Origin of the sequence: Shinella yambaruensis (assembly GCF_022899355.1) — a bacterium.
Taxonomy (GTDB): domain Bacteria; phylum Pseudomonadota; class Alphaproteobacteria; order Rhizobiales; family Rhizobiaceae; genus Shinella; species Shinella yambaruensis.
Map to the genome: position 1 here is coordinate 299,194 of NZ_JALJCK010000007.1, position 16,377 is coordinate 315,570.

The window sequence follows — 16,377 nt, forward strand, 5'->3', positions numbered from 1 at the left end:
TATGAAGTAGAACTAGCGTCATAATGCGTCAGGTAGGGCGCTGGCGGGGGTGGAAATGGATCAGCTGGGACGAGACGGGGCCGCCTTGGCGGCGAACCTCAGGACGCTGTGCGAGCAGCACGGTTCGGTCGCGGCCGTCTGCCGCAAGATCAACGTCAACCGGCAGCAGTTCAACAAGTACCTGTCGGGCGCCCACGTGCCGTCGCCTGCCAATCTCAGGATCATCGCGAACTATTTCGGCCTCAGCGTCCCCATGCTCTTTGCCGAGCCGGAGGAGTTCCGCACGCTGGTGGAGGGCAACTTCTTCCACGCGATGGCGACCGCCCGGCAGCTGCCGGAATTCTCGCGCTTCGTCTCGGACATGATCGTCGAGAACAATGCCGATCACAACGACATCGTAGGGGTCTACGACCGTTACCAGTTCTCTTCGATCTACAAGGGTTTCGTGCTGCGGTCGGCCTTCTGCATCTACCGCAACAGGGAATTCCTCCAGCACTATTATGTCGAGCGCTTCCCGAGTTTCGACGACCCGAAGAAGACGGAATATGTCTTCAAATATTACGGCTTCTGCTTCCCCGTCGCCGACCGTCTCTTCACGGCGGATTTCGAGGGCATCCAGTCGAACGAGATGACCTTCGGCGTCTATGCGCAGGTCAAGCGCAATGCCAAGCGCTTCATGTTCGGCATTTCGAGCGGCATCGCCGCGACCGTCTTCCGCCAGCCCTATTCCACGAAGGTCGCGCTGCACTACAGGGGGCCTGGCCTGTTGCGCCGCGAGCATCTCAAGGAGCTGACGGTGATGGACCGCAACGATCCCAGCATTCCGCGCGAGGCGTTGCAGTATCTCGGCGACGGCTCCGACATGATCCAGATGAGCTGAGACGGCCCGGTCAGGGGTGCAGTTCGACGGCGAGCCAGACGCTGTCGCTGTCCGCATAGTAGCGGTGCCAGGGATAGGTCCACTGGTTCTCGCCCGTCACCCGGCAAAAGGGATCGTGCGAATAGCCGATCGGCATCACCACGTCCTCGTAGAGGGTCGCCGCGTCGCGGGCCTTGAATTTCTGCATGCGGCCGAGCCCGTGGATCTGCGTGTGCGTTTCCAGGAACGGGTGCTCGTTGTGGATGAAGCAATCCGTGTCGCCCGGCGACCACCAGAGATTGAGCTTCAGCGTGAAGACCTGCGGCGCCTCTGCCGCCGCGCGCTCATTGGTAAAGACGCGCGGATCGAGCGTGACGGTGCCGATCTCGTCCTGCGCCGAGATATAGAGCGGGGTGTCGCGCGGAAAGCTGCGGATGCGGTTGCCCAGCCAGTCCCAGCCGCGGAACATGCAGCCGCCGAGATTGGTCGGGTTGACGACCTTGATGAGCGCCGCCCGCTCCGCCGAGCGGATGCGGCCACCCTTCAGCCAGGTCGATTTCCATGCCGGCACGATGGCGGGGTGCTCGTCGCCCGTCACCATCGGGGTGGGGCTGATATTGACCACGATGGCGTCCGCCACGTCATGGTCGACCACGTTCTCGACCAGCTTTGCCGAAATGAAGTCATCTGCGAAAGCCAGGTCTCTGCTCAGGTTCTGCACGGCGATGCCTCTTTTGTCTGTCCGTGTCCTGAGAAAGCCATAGCGCGTGTCGCGATAGAAGTGCGCGGCGGAATTAATTTATTCGCGTGATGACGCGATACCAGCTTCACTTTGCGAAAGATGGCTCCCTTTGCGGGCATCCGCTCTGTCCGATCAGGACGCATGGGGACCATTACAAATTGTCCAAGCCAGCGGCGGTGTAGCGGGCGAGACTGGAAACTATGACGCAGAACTGCTTTTGGAGTGCGTCATCTCGCGTCAGTGTTTCGATGGCTGCGAACTTGCGGCGGCGCTCCGCTCGGCCGAAGAATAAGCCCATCGCCGGAAGGCTCCCCTTCCTGCTCACGAGACAACGATATTTCAGAGGGTCGATCACATGAAACTGACAGGTGGCCAAGTCGTCGCAAAAGCGTTGAAGGAATACGGCGTCGAATATGTGGCGGGCGTGCCCGGCCATGGCATCTGGTCGCTGTTCGACGCCTTCCTGCAGGAAGGCTCGGAGATCCCCTTCATCCAGGTGATGCACGAGCAGAGCGCGGTTCACATGGCGGACGGCTATTATCGTGCCTCCGGCAAGCCGATGGCCTGCTCCACCTCGGTCGGCCCGGGCGCGGCCAACACCATCATCGGCCTTGCGACCGCCTATTGCGATTCCACCTCGCTCTTCTACGTCTCCGGTTCGCCCCAGACCTACATGCACGGCCACGGCACCATGCAGGAGCTGGAGCGCCAGCAGGACAACGCCTTTCCGCGCATCACCGAGCAGGTGACCAAGCGCGCCTGGCAGGCCAATTCGGTGCAGGTCCTCCCAAGCATCATGCACCGCGCCTTCAGCGAACTCATGACGGGCCGTCCGGGTCCGGTCCATGTCGAGGTTCCGATGGACGTCCAGGTCGAGGCGGCGGATGTCACCATCCATCCGCTCGGCAAGCGCCTGCCGGTCGGCGTCGCCTATCCGGATCCGAAGGCCGTCGAGGCGGCGCTGAAGGTGCTTCTTGCCGCCGAACGCCCGGTCATCGTCGCCGGCGGCGGCGCCATCACGGCGAACGCCTCGGCCGAACTGACGCGCCTTGCCGAAAAGCTCGGCGCGGCCGTCTCCATCACCTGGAACGGCAAGGGTGCGATTTCGGAAGATCACGCGCTGTTCATCGGCGCTGTCGGCCAGACAGGCACGACCTGCGGCAACAAGATCACCGCCTCGGCCGACGTCGTCGTCTCGGTCGGCTGCCGCTTCACCGACTGGTCGGCCTCGTCCTATGCCAAGGGCGTCTCCTTCTCGATCCCCTCGGCCAAGCTGATCCATATCGACCTCGACCCGCGCGAGATCGGCAAGAACTACGAGACCGAGGTCGGCATCGTCGCCGACGCCAAGGTGACGCTGGAGGCGATCCTGTCGCTCATCTCCGATGCGGACGCGCAGAAGATGCAGGCACGCCGCGAGACCTTCCTCGCCGACGTGCAGAAGGCCAAGGCCGACTGGCGCGCCCAGGTCGAGCCGCGCGAGAACAGCCGCGAGACGCCCTTCACCTCGCAGCGCCCGCTGGTGGCACTGCGCAAGGTCCTGGACCGCAACGGCATCGTCGTCGTCGGCTCGGGCAACACGCAGGGCTCGGTGAAGCAGAGCTTCCCGGTCTACGAGCCGCGCACGCACCTCACCTCCGGTTCCTATTCGCCGATGGGCTGGGCGGTGCCGGCGGCGATGGGCGCCAAGCTCGCCTGCCCGGACCGGCAGGTCGTGGCCATCGTCGGCGACGGGGACTTCATGATGTCGCTGCCGGAAATGGGCACGGCGGTCATGAACGGCATCAACGTCGTGTTCCTCGTCCTGAACAACCAGGGCTACATGTCGATCCGCGGCGGGCAGCGCAAGTTCATGGGCCGCCACATCGCCTCCGAGTTCAACCATCACGCCGGCAATGGCGCGCCCTATTCGGCGGATATCGCCGCCTCCGCCAGAGCCTTTGGCCTTCAGGCCTTTAAGGTCGAGAAGGACGAGGAGCTTGAAAGCAGCCTGAAGGCGGCGCTCGACTGCGGCGGTCCGGCCCTCGTCGAAGTCATCGTCTCGCGGGATGCCGCCGGCCCGTTCGCTACCGGCTGGTGGGACTTCCCGTCGCCGGCCTACTACGAGAAGGAGCAGGCCGCCTACGCGGACATGCGCGCCCTCGAACAGCATCTCTAAAATCCCGGCGGGGAGGCATCCGCCTCCCTTGTCCTCCCAAGACGATTGACAACGCGGCGCTGACGGCGGCCGTGAACGAAGAGACTTTGTCATGATACGCCACATCAAAACAGCCAAGGCCTCCATCGAGCAGGGCGGCACCGACAGCGCGGTCACCAGGACGGTCGAGGCCCTTCTCGCGAAGGTCCGGGACGGCGGAGACAAGGCGGTTCGCGCGCTCTCGGTCCAGTTCGACGGGTTCGACCGGGAAACCTACCGCCTGACGAAGGAAGAGATCGCGCACTGCGTCAATTCGCTTGCGCCGCGGGAGCGGGAAGACCTGGATTTCGCCCAGGACCAGATCCGCCGGTTCGCCGAAGCGCAGAAGGCGGCATTGAAGGATATCGAGGTCGAGACGCTGGCGGGCGTCGTGCTCGGCCACAAGAACGTGCCGATCCAGAATGTCGGATGTTACGTGCCGGGTGGCAAATATCCGCTGCTCGCCTCCGCCCACATGACGGTGCTGACGGCGCGCGTCGCCGGCTGCGAGCGCATCATCACCTGCGCCCCGCCTTTCCAGGGCAGGATCGCGGAAAAGATCGTGGCGGCGCAGGCGCTTGCCGGCGCGGACGAGATCTATTGCCTCGGCGGCGTGCAGGCCATTGCCGCCATGGCCTATGGCACCGAGACGATCGAGCCGGTCGACATGCTCGCCGGCCCCGGCAATGCCTATGTGGCGGAAGCCAAGCGCCTGCTCTTCGGCCATGTCGGCATCGACCTTTTCGCCGGCCCGACGGAAACGCTTGTCATCGCCGACGACAGCGTCGACGGCGAACTGGTCGCGACCGACCTCCTTGGCCAGGCCGAGCACGGGGTGAATTCGCCCGCGATCCTCATCACCAATTCGGAAAAGCTGGCGCGCGACACGCTGGCGGAGATCGAGCGCCTTCTGCAGATCCTGCCGACGGCGGCCGTTGCCGGCAAGGCCTGGGAAGATTTCGGCGAGATCATCCTGTGCGACACCGTCGATGAAATGGTGGCGGAAGGCGACCGCGTCGCCTCCGAACATGTGCAGGTCATGACCCGTGACCCGGACTACTTCCTCGAAAAGATGAAGAACTACGGCGCGCTTTTCCTCGGTGCCCGCACCAATGTCGCCTTCGGCGACAAGGTGATCGGCACGAACCATACCCTGCCGACCAACAAGGCCGCCCGCTACACCGGCGGCCTCTGGGTCGGGAAGTTCCTGAAGACCTGCACCTACCAGAAGGTCCTGACCGACGAGGCTTCCGCCCTGATCGGCGCCTACAGCTCGCGGCTCTGCCTGATGGAAGGTTTTTCCGGCCATGCCGAGCAGGCCAACATCCGCGTCCGCCGCTACGGCGGCCGGAACGTCGGCTACGCGATGCCCGCAGATTCCGTTTAACAACCGCGCACAGAGCCTGTCAGGGGCCGCGCCCAAAACCCAACCAGAGAGGATGAAACCATGTCCAGATTTATCGCCACAGCGCTTGCGGCGACCATGCTCGTGCCCGTCGCAGCCCACGCGGAAGGCCAGATCGAAGTGCTGCACCACTGGGTCTCGCAGAGTGAGGTCGACGCGCTCAACGTCATCCGCAAGGAACTCGAGGCCAAGGGCTTCGAGTGGAAGGATTCGGCGGTGGGCGGCATGAGCGGCGCCAACGCCCAGCAGGCGCTGCGCTCGCGCCTGACGGCGGGCAACCCGCCCGGCGCCATGCAGTTCCTCGGCTGGGAAGGCGTGCAGTGGGCGGAACAGGGCGTCGTGCGCGACCTGAACGACCTCGCCACCGCCGGCGGCTGGCGCGAGGCGCTGGCCCCGCAGCTTCTGCCCTTCGTGACCTCGGGCGAGGCGTTCATCGCAGCGCCGATCAACATGCACCGCCAGAACTGGGTCTGGGCCAACAGGAAGCTCTTCGACGACGCCGGCGTTGCCGTTCCCAAGACCTGGGCGGAACTGATCGAGACCGGCAAGACGCTCAAGGAGAAGGGCATCGTCCCGGTCGCGATGGGCGACGAGCCCTGGCAGATCGGCATCATCTTCGACGCGCTGCTCTCCGACATCAACGGCCCGGAATTCTACCAGAAGACGGCGATCGATCTCGACCCCGAGGCGCTCGGCAGCCCTGAAATGGTGAAGGTGTTCGATATGCTGCGCGAGGTCCGCGGCCTCGTCGACGACAATTTCGTCGGCCGCGACTGGGCTGTCGCCACCGGCATGGTCATCAATGGCGAGGCCGCCATGCAGTTCATGGGCGACTGGGCGAAGGGCGAATTCCTTGCCAAGGGCCTGAAGCCCAACCAGGACTTCTACTGCTTCGCGACGCCGGGTGAGGTCAACGCCTTCCAGTATCTCATCGACAGCTTCGGCATGTTCACCGTCAGCGACGAGACCGTACAGAAGGCACAGGTCGCATTGGCCGAGACCATCATGGACCCGAAGGTCCAGAAGGGCTTCAACCTCATCAAGGGCTCGATCCCGGCGCGCAACGACGTGCCGGTCGACGATTTCGACGATTGCGCCAAGCTCGGCTACCACGAACGCGCGGCGGCGATCGAGAAGGGCAGCATGCAGGGCGCCATCACCCATGGCTTTGCCGCAAAGCCGGAATTCGCCTCTGTCTTCAGCGATGTGGCCGCGCAGTTCTTCGTCGGCAAGATGAGCTCCGAGGACGCCGTCAAGATGCTGGTCTCCGGCATCGACAATGCCCGGTAACCCGCATCCCCATCGGAGGAGCCGGCGTGGCCGGCTCCTCCCACAGTCCTTGCCATCGGAGCTGACCCATGAGCGCCTCTACGCGCATGTCATCGCGATTGGCAGGCTGGCTGCCGCGCATCGTCGTCGCTCCCAGCCTGCTCGTCGTCATCGTCACGGTCTACCTGTTCATTCTCTGGACAGGCGTGATTTCCGTCACCTCGTCGAAATTCGTGCCGACCTATGATTTCGTCGGCCTCGAGCAATATGTCCGCCTGTGGGCGACGCCCCGCTGGCACACCGCCGTCGCCAATCTCTTCATCTTCTCCGCGCTGTTCCTTGCGCTTTCCACGGGCCTCGGGCTGCTCATGGCCATCCTGCTCGACCAGAACATCCGGGCGGAAGGCGCGCTCCGTGCAATCTACCTCTACCCGATGGCGCTCTCCTTCATCGTGACGGGGACGGCCTGGAAGTGGATCATGAATCCGGGTCTCGGCGTGCAGAAGGTCGTCAACGATCTCGGCTGGACCGACTTCCGCTTCGACTGGATCACCAACCCCGACATGGCGATCTACACCGTCGTCGTCGCCGGCGTCTGGCAGTCCTCCGGCTTCGCCATGGCGATCTTCCTCGCGGGCCTGCGCGGCATCGACAATTCCGTCATCAAGGCAGCGCAGATCGAAGGGGCCTCGCTGCCGCTGATCTACCGGCAGATCATCATCCCGATGCTGCGCCCCGCCATGCTGAGCGTCATCGTTCTCCTGAGCTACATCGCCATCAAGAGCTTCGACCTGGTTCTGGCGCTGACGAATGGCGGCCCCGGCACGGCGACCGAGCTGCCGTCGACCTTCATGTTCTCCGCCACCTTCCGCCGCAACCAGATGGGCGTCGGCGCGGCAAGTGCCGTGATGATGCTGATGACCGTCGCGGCCATCATCGTCCCCTACCTCTATTCCGAACTGCGGAGTGAGAACAATGGCTGAAGCCCTTTCCCGACCCGGCAAGGCGCGGCTCGGCCGTCTCTTCGTCTACGGCTGCCTCGTCGTCGTCGCGCTCCTCTACCTCATGCCCCTCTGGGTCATGGTCGTGACGTCCCTGAAACCCCTCGACGAGATCTATGGCGGCTCGTTCATCGGCGTGCCCAAGGTGGTGACGCTCGATGCCTGGCGCGCGGCGTGGTCTGAGGCCTGCATCGGCACGGAATGCACCGGCCTGAAACCCTATTTCGTCAACTCGCTGCTGATGGTGATCCCGGCGGTGGCGCTCTCGACCGGCATCGGCGCGATCAATGGCTACATCCTCACGAAATGGAGGTTTCCCGGCGCGAATTTCGTCTTCGGCCTCCTGCTGTTCGGCTGCTTCCTGCCCTACCAGGCGATCCTCATCCCCATGGCCCGCACGCTCGGCCTTCTGGGCCTTGCCGGTTCCATTCCCGGCCTCGTCGCCGTGCATGCCTCCTATGGCATCTGCTTCACGACGCTGTTCTTCCGCAATTACTTCGTGTCGCTGCCGGATGAGCTGACCAAGGCGGCGATGGTCGATGGCGCGGGCTTCTTCCGCATCTTCTGGAGCGTCATCCTGCCGACCTCCATCCCGATCATCGTCGTCTCCTGCATCTGGCAATTCACGCAGATCTGGAACGATTTCCTGTTCGGCGTCTCGTTCACGTCCGGCTCCAGCAGTCCCATCACGGTGGCGCTCAACAACATCGTCAACGTGACCACCGGCCGCAAGCAGTACAATGTCGACATGGCCGCCGCCATGATCGCCGCCATCCCAACCCTGGTCGTCTACATCGTCGCGGGCCGCTATTTCGTCCGCGGGCTGACGGCCGGCGCCGTGAAAGGCTGAAGCCATGTCCACTCTCGAAATCGATCGCGTCCGCAAGGCCTATGGCCATCTCGAGGTCCTGAAGGAGGTGTCGATCTCCATCGGAACCGGCGACTTCCTCGTGCTGCTCGGCCCCTCCGGCTGTGGCAAGTCCACGCTGCTCAACATGATCGCCGGGCTGGAGTCCATTACCGGCGGCGAGATCCGCATCGCCGGGAAGACCGTCAACGACCTCTCGCCGAAGGACCGGGACATCGCCATGGTGTTCCAGTCCTATGCGCTCTATCCGACGATGACCGTGCGGCAGAACATCGAATTCGGCATGAAGATCCGCCGGATCGCCCAGGCCGACCGCGACAGGGCCGTGAAGACCGCGTCGGATCTCCTGCAGATCACCCATCTCCTCGACCGCAAGCCCTCGCAGCTTTCCGGCGGCCAGCGCCAGCGCGTCGCCATGGGGCGGGCGATCGTGCGCGAGCCGAAACTCTTCCTGTTCGACGAGCCGCTGTCGAACCTCGACGCCAAGCTGCGCGTCGACATGCGCACCGAGATCAAGCGCCTGCATGCCCGCCTCGGCACGACGATCGTCTATGTCACGCATGACCAGATCGAGGCGATGACGCTCGCGACCCGCGTCGCCGTGATGAAGGACGGCGTGGTGCAGCAGCTCGACGAGCCGCAGGCCGTCTACGACCGGCCGGCCAATGTCTATGTCGCGCGCTTCGTCGGTTCGCCCGCCATGAACATCGTGCCGGCGGTGCTGGAGGCCGAGGGGTCCACGGCGACGGCCGTCATCGACATCGCCCGGCGGCCGGCGGCGCGCATCGCGGGCATTTCCCTCTCCGCGGAGGCGCTTCGCCGCTATGCGGGCCGGAAGGTGCTGGTCGGCATTCGCCCGGAGAACTTCTCGATCGCCACGAAGAGTGCCGCATCCGCGCTGACCGTCGATTTCGACGTCGTCGAGCCGACGGGCCCGGATACGCTCGCCGTCTTCCAGCTCGGCGGCGTCGAGGTGACCGCCCGCCTTCCGCCGCGCCAGGCCCGTGCGGGCCGTGAGGCCGCGCTGGCGGTCGATACGTCCAAGATCGTGCTCTTCGACAGCGAAACCGAAACGCGCATCGACTGAAAGACTTCTCATGACCGAGACGGCAGACATCGTCATCATCGGCTCCGGCGTCGGCGGAGCGTCCCTGGCGCACAGCCTTGCGCCTTCTGGCCTCAAGATCGTCATTCTCGAACGGGGCGTGCATCTGCAGGACAGTCCAGAGGCGCGCGACGATGTCGCCATCTTCCAGAAGGGCTTCTACCGGTCCTCGGAGGAATGGCTGGGAACGGACGGCGAGAGCTTCCTGCCGGGCAATTACTATTATGTCGGCGGCAATTCGAAGTTCTTCGGCGCGGTCATGTACCGGTACCGCCGCGAGGATTTTGCGCCGCGGCCGCATATGGACGGCGCGTCCCCCGGCTGGCCGATGTCCTACGAAGACCTGTCGCCCTGGTATGACGCGGCCGAGCACATTTTCAGGGTGCGCGGCTCGACCACGGACGATCCGACGGAGCCGCTGCACGAAAGACCCTATTCCTACCCGCCGGTTCCCGACGAGCCGGCGATCGCCGCCGTGCGCCGCCGGCTGGAGAAGGCGGGCATCCATCCGGCCTCCCTTCCGCTGTCGATCGATCTCGACGCCTGGCTGAAACGGGCGCCGACGGGGTGGGATGCGTTTCCGAACACCGGAACGGGAAAGATCGATGCGGAGGTAGGGCCGCTCGCCAGCGCGCTTGCCCATCCCAATGTCAGCCTCGTGACCGGTGCCAGCGTCATACGCCTCGAAACGGACGGGACCGGGCGCCGCGTCACCGCGGCCGTCTACAGGAAGGACGGCGTGGAGCATCGCATTTCCGCCGGCCGCTTCGCCGTTGCCGCCGGCGCGGTCCAGTCCGCTGCGCTTCTCCTGCGCTCGGCCAATGGGGCGCATCCGGCCGGTCTCGGCAACAGTTCGGACCAGCTCGGGCGCAATTTCATGAACCACAACACGACGGCGATGCTGACGGTCCGTCCCTTCGCCGCCAACAGCTGCGTCTACCAGAAGACCATCGCCTTCAACGATTTCTACAACGAGGACAACGAGTACGGTTTCCCGCTCGGCAATGTCCAGCTCCTCGGCCATATCACCGGCAACATCCTCAAGGCCAACCTGCCGATGCCGGCGCCGGCCTGGTTTGCAAGGCTGGTGGCGCGCTATGCCTTTGGCTGGTTCCTGACGAGCGAGGACCTGCCCAATCCGGAAAGCCGGGTCATGGTGCGGGACGATCGCATCGTCATGCACTGGATCCGCTCCAACATGCGGGCGCATGAGACGCTGATCGCGAAAACCCGCGCCGTCATGCGCAAGGCAGGGTTCCCGATCGTGCTGACGCACACCTTCGGCCGCAAGACGACATCGCATCAATGCGGCACGGCGCGCATGGGCCGTGACCCGCAAAGTTCGGTTGTCGATCTCGATTGCCGCAGCCACGATGTCGAGAACCTCTACATCACGGATGCCTCCGTGTTGCCGACCTCGGCCGCCGTCAATCCGGCACTCACCATCGCTGCCCTTGCCATCAAGGCCGGCAGCGCCATTGCAGGGGGAAAGTGATGGCACTTCGCGACATGGGATCGGCCCGTTTCGGGATTTTTCCCCGGCATCCGGACGAGGTCGACACGTTCGACTATATCGTGGTCGGCGGCGGCTCGACGGGCTGCGTGGTGGCCGCACGCCTCTCGGAGGATCCCGCCGTGCGCGTTCTTCTCATCGAGGAGGGGCCGCGCGACCTCAGCCCCTACATCCACATTCCCGGCGCCTACTACAAGACCGCGCAGGGCGATCTCCTGAAGCGTATCCCCTGGGAGCCGATGGCCGAGCAGGAGCGGACGGAAACGCCGACCATGGTGCAGGCCCGGGTGCTCGGCGGCGGTAGCTCGGTCAATGCGATGATCTATATCCGCGGCGTGCCCGACGACTACGAGCAATGGGCGCGTCTCGGCGCGGAGGGCTGGGGCTATGCCGACGTGCTGCCGTATTTCAAGCGCGCCGAGGACAACAACCGCTTCTGCAACGAGGCCCATGGCGTCGGCGGCCCGCTCGGCGTGTCCGACATCGATTACATCCATCCGCTGACCCGCGCCTGGCTGCAGGCCTGCCAGCAGGCGGGGCTGCCCTACAATCCGGACTTCAATTCCGGCGATCCTGCCGGCTGCGGGCTCTACCAGATCACGGCGCGCAATGGCCGCCGCAGCTCGGCCGCCGTCGCCTATCTGGGCCCGGCCCGCAAGCGCGGCAACCTGCGCATCGAGACGGGAACGACGGTCACCCGTATCCTCATCGAGAAGGGCAGGGCGGTCGGTGTCGAATGCGCCAGGGGCAAACGCAAGGTCGTCTACCGCGCCGATCAGGAAGTGGTCGTCTCCACAGGGGCGATCGCGACGCCGAAGCTGTTGATGCTGTCGGGCATCGGCCCGGCGGGTGAGATCGAACGGCACGGCATCAACGTCCATGCCGACCTGCCGGGCGTCGGCCAGAACCTCCAGGACCATATCGAGATCTCGCTGGTCTACCAGCTGAATGGCCCGCACAGCTATGACAAGTACAAGAAGCTGCACTGGAAGGCCCTTGCCGGCTTGAACTATGCGCTCTTCCGCAACGGTCCCGCCTCGTCCAACCTCATCGAGGGCGGTGCGTTCTGGTGGGGCGACAGGAGCGAGGCGACGCCCGATATCCAGTATTTCATGGTGGTCGGCGCCGGCATCGAGGAGGGCGTCGATGCCGTGCCGGGCGGCAATGGCTGCACGGTCAATCTGGGGCAGATCCGGCCGCGCTCGCGAGGGGAGGTCACGCTTCAGAGCGCCGATCCGGCGGCAAATCCGCGCGTGGCGCCGCGCTATTTCTCCGATTCCTACGATCTCGAGGCCATCACCGACGGCACGATGGCGGCCCTCGACATCATGGCGCAGCCGGCCATCGCGAAATTCGTGACGGCGCGGCATACGCCGATGCCGTCCCTCAGGACCCGCGAGGAGATCCGTGCCTTCTGCGTCAAGGACGCGCATGCGGCCCTGCACCCCGCCGGAACCTGCCGGATGGGCGAGGACGACCGGGCCGTGGTCGATCCGAAGCTGCGCGTGCATGGCATCGAGCGGCTTCGTATTGCCGATGCCTCTGTCATGCCGACGCTGATTTCCGGCAATCCGAATTCCGTCTGCATCATGATCGGTGAACGCGCCGCCGATTTTCTGCGTCAATAGGCTCTGCTTCTTGTTGCATATATGTGCCTTTTTATGCATGATTGGAATCAATACATGCACAAAAAGGCAACGGAAATGAACCCGAGCGTTGTGGTCTTCGATATTGGCGGTGTGCTGATCGACTGGAATCCCGCTTATCTCTATCGCCAGATCCTGCCGGACGAGGCGGCGGTTTCGGCCTTCCTGGCGGAGGTCTGCACTCCGGCGTGGAACGAGGCGTTCGATGCCGGGCGGCCGTTTGCCGAGGGCATAGCCGAACTCGTGCAGCGTCATCCCGAGCGGGCCGATCTGATCGAGGCCTACTGGCTGCGCTGGCACGAGATGCTGGGCGGCGAGGTGCCGGGGACGGCTGGCATTCTGGGACGGCTGAAGGCGGACGGCGTTCCCGTGCACGCGATCTCGAACTGGTCGGCGGAGACCTTCCCGCGGGCGCAGGCGATCTTTCCCTTCCTCGATGCGTTCGATGTGCTCGTCGTCTCCGGACGGGAGAAGCTCATAAAGCCGCATGCGCCCATCTTCGAGCGCTATCTGGAGCGGGCGGGCGTGCGCGCCGAGCAATGCATCTTCATCGACGACAATCCGGCGAACATTGCCGCGGCAGCGGCGCTCGGCTTCCACACCGAGCACTTCAGCACGGCCGAGGCGCTGGAGGCCCGCCTGACGGCCCTTGGCCTGCTTGTGCCCCAGGCGGAGACGGCGGGATGACCGCGGACAGGAAGGAACTGGCGGCGCTTTCTCCGGAGGAGCGGCAGGCCGTCATTCTTGAAAAGGTCAATGCGGCCGGCCGGGTCCTTGCGGCCGGGCTGGCGCAGGAGTTCGGCGTGTCGGAGGATTCGATCCGCCGCGACCTGCGCGACCTTTCGGATGCGGGGCTGGTGCAGCGCTTTCACGGCGGCGCGGCGCGGCTCGTCACGCCGGCTCTCGATTTCCACCGGCGCGAGACGCTGCACGCGGAGGAAAAGCAGTCGATCGGCCGCGCCGCGGCCGCGACGATACCCGACGGGGCGACGCTGCTGGTGGATTCAAGCACGACGGTCGTCCGTTTCGTGCGTTCGCTCTCGCCGGCGCTGTCCCTGCGCATCATCACGACCGCGGTCGACGTCGCCGCTGCCGCGCTCGATCATCCGCTCGCCGATGTGGTCATGCTCGGCGGCCGCCTGGGCCGGCTGACGCGCAGCGCGACCGGCGCCGGCGCGATCGACGCGATCCGGGCGCTGCGGGTCGACTATTGTGTTCTCGGCACCTGCGGCGTCGATCACGGCTTGACGCTCCGCGCGGACGATTTCGAGGACGCCCACCTGAAGTCGGCGATGATCCGGGCCGCGAACAAGACCCTGCTCTTGGCGACGGCGGATAAGCTCGGCCAGGCGGCGACCTATGAAGTGGCGCCCGTCTCGGCGGTATCGGCGCTTTTCACCAGCAGCCGGGATACCGCCATCCTAAAGGCCATCCGCGAGGCCGGTGTCGATGTCGAGACAGTCTGACGGTTTACGGAGATGACCATGCGCTTTTCACCGGATGAGGACGCCCGGGCGATCCTTCTGCCCGCCTTCGATACGCTCGACATCATGGATGTCATGGCGCCCTTCCTGGAAAAGGGCGGCTGTTCCGTCCTGATCGGCGAGACGCGGGCGGAATATGTCGCGCGGCGCATGTCGGCCGAGCGGCTGGCGCGCGAGACGCCGGATAGCTTTCGCGCCGCCGTCGCGCGGCTGAAGACCGTAACTCCCGGCTTGATCGTTGCCGTGGACCAGGAACTGGGCGGCATCCAGCGGCTGCAGGGGCTGGTTCCGCCGCTTCCCTCGCTCGACGAAGCGCATGCGCTTGGCGACGCGGCGCTCGCCGAACGGTGCAGGGCAACGGCCGCCGCCGCCCACGCGCTCGGGGTTTCGATGTTCCTGGCGCCGATCGCCGATGTCCTCGACGGGCAGAACGCCTGGCTGCGCGGCCGCACGATGGGCAGCTATCCGCAGGCCGTTGCCCGGCTGGTGTCGGCCTTCGTGAACGGCGTCCAGAGCGCCGGCATCACCGCGGTGACAAAGCATTTCCCCGGGTTCAATGCCCTGGACGGCGACCCGGCGCTCGTGGATGTCTCCCTTCACACGCCGCGTGACCGCCTTCTTCACAATGCCCTGCCGTTCACGGCCGCCATCGAAGCCGGGACGCGGGCGATCATGACGGGGCCGGCACCCGTTGCCGCGCTCGACAGGCAGAATGCCGCCAGCACCGCGCCGGCGGTCATGACGATGCTGCGCAACGACTTCGGGTTCAAGGGCCTGATCGTCAGCGACGATCTCGACGCTCCCGCCACGATGCGCGGCCGCTCCCTCCTCGAAACCGCGATCGCCTCCGTGGGTGCGGGGGCGGACCTGCTGCTCGTGGGCGGAGGGCCGCATCTTGATGCGCTGTGCGATGGCATTGCCGATGCTGCCCGTTCCGGGCGCCTCGCGCCGGATCGCCTGGCGGAGGCGGCAGCCCGCGTGCGGCAGAACGCAGCGGGCGGTTGAGCGCATTCGCGCAACGTAAGGTACAGGTGGTTTTGCTGAAATGGCGGGCAATTCAATCGCAGTGAAAGCGTCTTCGGGGTCGAACCGGCTGCATTGCAGCCTGTTCTTCCTTGCGGCCGGCATCGGCATTGGCGCATGGGCGTCCAGCCTTCCGCTGCTTACCGCCGGCGTCGGGCTCGACAAGGGGCAGCTCGGGCTGGTCCTCTTGTGCTTCGCCTTCGGCGCCATCGTGCTGATGATCGCTATCGGCCGCTATATCGACCGGGTGATCAGCAGCCGGATACTGAGCCTGTGCGGCAGCCTGCTGTTCGGCGCCTCCTTCCTCGTCATTCCGTTGATCGACAGTCCCATCGCTCTCGGCGCAGTCGTCTTTGTCACCGGGGCGGCCTTCGGAACGCTCGACGTGTCGATGAACACGGAAGCATCCCGGGCGGAGCGGGAGACCGGGCGTCACATGATGTCGTCGTTCCACGCCCTGTTCAGCATCGGCAATCTTGCGGGTGCCTTCCTGGTGGGGCAGCTGATCGGCCATGGCGGCAACCTGCAGGTCTGCCTCGGGGCTGCCGGCCTCCTCGTCATGCTCCTCGCCCTGTCCGCCCGGATGATGGCGAGGAAAGCCGCGCATGCTGTCCCGGGCCTCTCTTCGGAAGCTCTGCCGACAAGGAACGCCTCGCTCGACGCCGCGCAACGACCCCTCATCCTGCTCCTCGGCGCCATCGCGTTCCTGGCGCTGCTTGCGGAAGGCGGCATGATGGACTGGACCGCGATCTACATGATCGACATTCTCGGCGCGTCGGACAGCCACGGGGCCTATGCCTTCGCTTTTTTCGCCGCGGCCATGGCGGGCGGCCGCCTTGTCGGGGATGCGGTGACCCGGCGCGTGGGCCATGTGGCCCTGATCAGGACCGGCGGCCTCCTCTGCGCGCTGTCTGTCGCCATTCTGCTGTTTGCCGACAGCGTCGTCCTCTGCCTTGCCGCCCTTGTCCTTTGCGGCCTCGGGGTCGCGAACATGGTGCCGGCCGTGTTCGCGCGTGCCGGCAATGTCGGTGCCGACGCGGCCGGCAGGGCGATCTCCATCGTCACCACCATGGGCTACAGCGGCCTGCTGCTAGGCCCGGCCCTGCTCGGGTTCCTCGCCCAGGCGACGAGCCTTGTCGTCAGCTTCGGCCTGATCACGCTGGCGTTCCTCGTCATCGCGGCGGTGACGATCCGGTTGGATGTCCGGCTGAAGCAGCATGCGGCCTGCTGAAGCCCATGGCGGCGTGTCCATCCGGTAGTGACGCTCTGCACGGGAGGGAACCAAA

14 protein-coding genes are annotated in these 16,377 nt (G+C 65.2%); 13 read left to right on the forward strand and 1 reads right to left on the reverse strand.

Features of this window, described 5'->3' with window-relative positions; all coding sequences use genetic code 11:
- The first annotated feature begins 55 nt into the window (after positions 1 to 55).
- Positions 56 to 880, forward strand: a complete 825-nt coding sequence (locus tag MUU56_RS18595; RefSeq protein WP_244768769.1) for a helix-turn-helix domain-containing protein — start codon at positions 56 to 58, stop codon at positions 878 to 880.
- A 10-nt stretch (positions 881 to 890) separates the two neighbouring features.
- On the opposite strand, the gene MUU56_RS18600 is transcribed toward MUU56_RS18595, so the two are convergent.
- Positions 891 to 1,580: a hypothetical protein gene (locus MUU56_RS18600; RefSeq protein WP_244768770.1), complete on the reverse strand. Its 690-nt coding sequence runs from the start codon at positions 1,578 to 1,580 to the stop codon at positions 891 to 893.
- Between the two features lie 376 nt (positions 1,581 to 1,956).
- Between MUU56_RS18600 and MUU56_RS18605 the strand changes: the two genes are divergently transcribed.
- The 12 genes from MUU56_RS18605 to MUU56_RS18660 all read left to right on the forward strand — a co-directional run bounded on the left by MUU56_RS18605 (position 1,957) and on the right by MUU56_RS18660 (position 16,322).
- Positions 1,957 to 3,759, forward strand: a complete 1,803-nt coding sequence (locus tag MUU56_RS18605) for a thiamine pyrophosphate-binding protein (protein ID WP_244768771.1) — start codon at positions 1,957 to 1,959, stop codon at positions 3,757 to 3,759.
- Positions 3,760 to 3,850: 91 nt separating this feature from the next.
- A complete protein-coding gene (hisD, locus tag MUU56_RS18610) occupies positions 3,851 to 5,164 on the forward strand; it encodes a histidinol dehydrogenase (RefSeq protein WP_244768772.1) in 1,314 nt (437 codons plus the stop codon).
- A 60-nt stretch (positions 5,165 to 5,224) separates the two neighbouring features.
- Positions 5,225 to 6,472 carry an ABC transporter substrate-binding protein gene (locus tag MUU56_RS18615; RefSeq protein WP_244768773.1) on the forward strand — a complete coding sequence of 416 codons (1,248 nt, stop codon included), beginning with the start codon at positions 5,225 to 5,227 and terminating at the stop codon, positions 6,470 to 6,472.
- Positions 6,473 to 6,540: 68 nt separating this feature from the next.
- On the forward strand, positions 6,541 to 7,434 hold the full coding sequence (locus tag MUU56_RS18620) for a carbohydrate ABC transporter permease (RefSeq protein WP_064334063.1): 894 nt from the start codon (positions 6,541 to 6,543) through the stop codon (positions 7,432 to 7,434).
- Positions 7,427 to 8,302: a carbohydrate ABC transporter permease gene (locus MUU56_RS18625; protein ID WP_244768774.1), complete on the forward strand. Its 876-nt coding sequence runs from the start codon at positions 7,427 to 7,429 to the stop codon at positions 8,300 to 8,302. The genes MUU56_RS18620 and MUU56_RS18625 overlap by 8 nt, the downstream gene beginning before the upstream one ends.
- A gap of 4 nt (positions 8,303 to 8,306) precedes the next feature.
- Positions 8,307 to 9,407, forward strand: coding sequence for an ABC transporter ATP-binding protein (locus tag MUU56_RS18630; RefSeq protein ID WP_244768775.1), 1,101 nt, complete (start codon positions 8,307 to 8,309; stop codon positions 9,405 to 9,407).
- A gap of 10 nt (positions 9,408 to 9,417) precedes the next feature.
- Positions 9,418 to 10,920 (forward strand): GMC family oxidoreductase, encoded by a 1,503-nt coding sequence (locus tag MUU56_RS18635; RefSeq protein WP_244768776.1) that lies wholly within the window; start codon positions 9,418 to 9,420, stop codon positions 10,918 to 10,920.
- A gap of 14 nt (positions 10,921 to 10,934) precedes the next feature.
- Entirely contained in the window at positions 10,935 to 12,566 is a 1,632-nt protein-coding gene (locus MUU56_RS18640; RefSeq protein WP_244768857.1) for a GMC family oxidoreductase, read from the forward strand.
- 54 nt (positions 12,567 to 12,620) lie between these two features.
- On the forward strand, positions 12,621 to 13,271 hold the full coding sequence (locus MUU56_RS18645) for an HAD family hydrolase (RefSeq protein ID WP_244768777.1): 651 nt from the start codon (positions 12,621 to 12,623) through the stop codon (positions 13,269 to 13,271).
- The gene (locus MUU56_RS18650) at positions 13,268 to 14,050 is read left to right on the forward strand and encodes a DeoR/GlpR family DNA-binding transcription regulator (RefSeq protein WP_244768778.1); all 783 of its coding nucleotides are present in this window, start codon (positions 13,268 to 13,270) and stop codon (positions 14,048 to 14,050) included. The genes MUU56_RS18645 and MUU56_RS18650 overlap by 4 nt, the downstream gene beginning before the upstream one ends.
- Positions 14,051 to 14,068: 18 nt before the next feature.
- Positions 14,069 to 15,073 (forward strand): glycoside hydrolase family 3 N-terminal domain-containing protein, encoded by a 1,005-nt coding sequence (locus MUU56_RS18655; RefSeq protein ID WP_244768779.1) that lies wholly within the window; start codon positions 14,069 to 14,071, stop codon positions 15,071 to 15,073.
- Between the two features lie 40 nt (positions 15,074 to 15,113).
- Entirely contained in the window at positions 15,114 to 16,322 is a 1,209-nt protein-coding gene (locus MUU56_RS18660) for an MFS transporter (RefSeq protein ID WP_244768780.1), read from the forward strand.
- Positions 16,323 to 16,377 lie beyond the last annotated feature (55 nt).

What these genes read in the sequence shown, in the direction of transcription:
- MUU56_RS18595 (WP_244768769.1), top strand. Translation starts at nt 56, where the DNA reads ATGGATCAGCTGGGACGAGACGGGGCCGCCTTGGCGGCGAACCTCAGG.
- MUU56_RS18605 (WP_244768771.1), top strand. Translation starts at nt 1,957, where the DNA reads ATGAAACTGACAGGTGGCCAAGTCGTCGCAAAAGCGTTGAAGGAATAC.
- hisD (WP_244768772.1), top strand. Translation starts at nt 3,851, where the DNA reads ATGATACGCCACATCAAAACAGCCAAGGCCTCCATCGAGCAGGGCGGC.
- MUU56_RS18615 (WP_244768773.1), top strand. Translation starts at nt 5,225, where the DNA reads ATGTCCAGATTTATCGCCACAGCGCTTGCGGCGACCATGCTCGTGCCC.
- MUU56_RS18620 (WP_064334063.1), top strand. Translation starts at nt 6,541, where the DNA reads ATGAGCGCCTCTACGCGCATGTCATCGCGATTGGCAGGCTGGCTGCCG.
- MUU56_RS18625 (WP_244768774.1), top strand. Translation starts at nt 7,427, where the DNA reads ATGGCTGAAGCCCTTTCCCGACCCGGCAAGGCGCGGCTCGGCCGTCTC.
- MUU56_RS18630 (WP_244768775.1), top strand. Translation starts at nt 8,307, where the DNA reads ATGTCCACTCTCGAAATCGATCGCGTCCGCAAGGCCTATGGCCATCTC.
- MUU56_RS18635 (WP_244768776.1), top strand. Translation starts at nt 9,418, where the DNA reads ATGACCGAGACGGCAGACATCGTCATCATCGGCTCCGGCGTCGGCGGA.
- MUU56_RS18640 (WP_244768857.1), top strand. Translation starts at nt 10,935, where the DNA reads ATGGGATCGGCCCGTTTCGGGATTTTTCCCCGGCATCCGGACGAGGTC.
- MUU56_RS18645 (WP_244768777.1), top strand. Translation starts at nt 12,621, where the DNA reads ATGCACAAAAAGGCAACGGAAATGAACCCGAGCGTTGTGGTCTTCGAT.
- MUU56_RS18650 (WP_244768778.1), top strand. Translation starts at nt 13,268, where the DNA reads ATGACCGCGGACAGGAAGGAACTGGCGGCGCTTTCTCCGGAGGAGCGG.
- MUU56_RS18655 (WP_244768779.1), top strand. Translation starts at nt 14,069, where the DNA reads ATGCGCTTTTCACCGGATGAGGACGCCCGGGCGATCCTTCTGCCCGCC.
- MUU56_RS18660 (WP_244768780.1), top strand. Translation starts at nt 15,114, where the DNA reads ATGGCGGGCAATTCAATCGCAGTGAAAGCGTCTTCGGGGTCGAACCGG.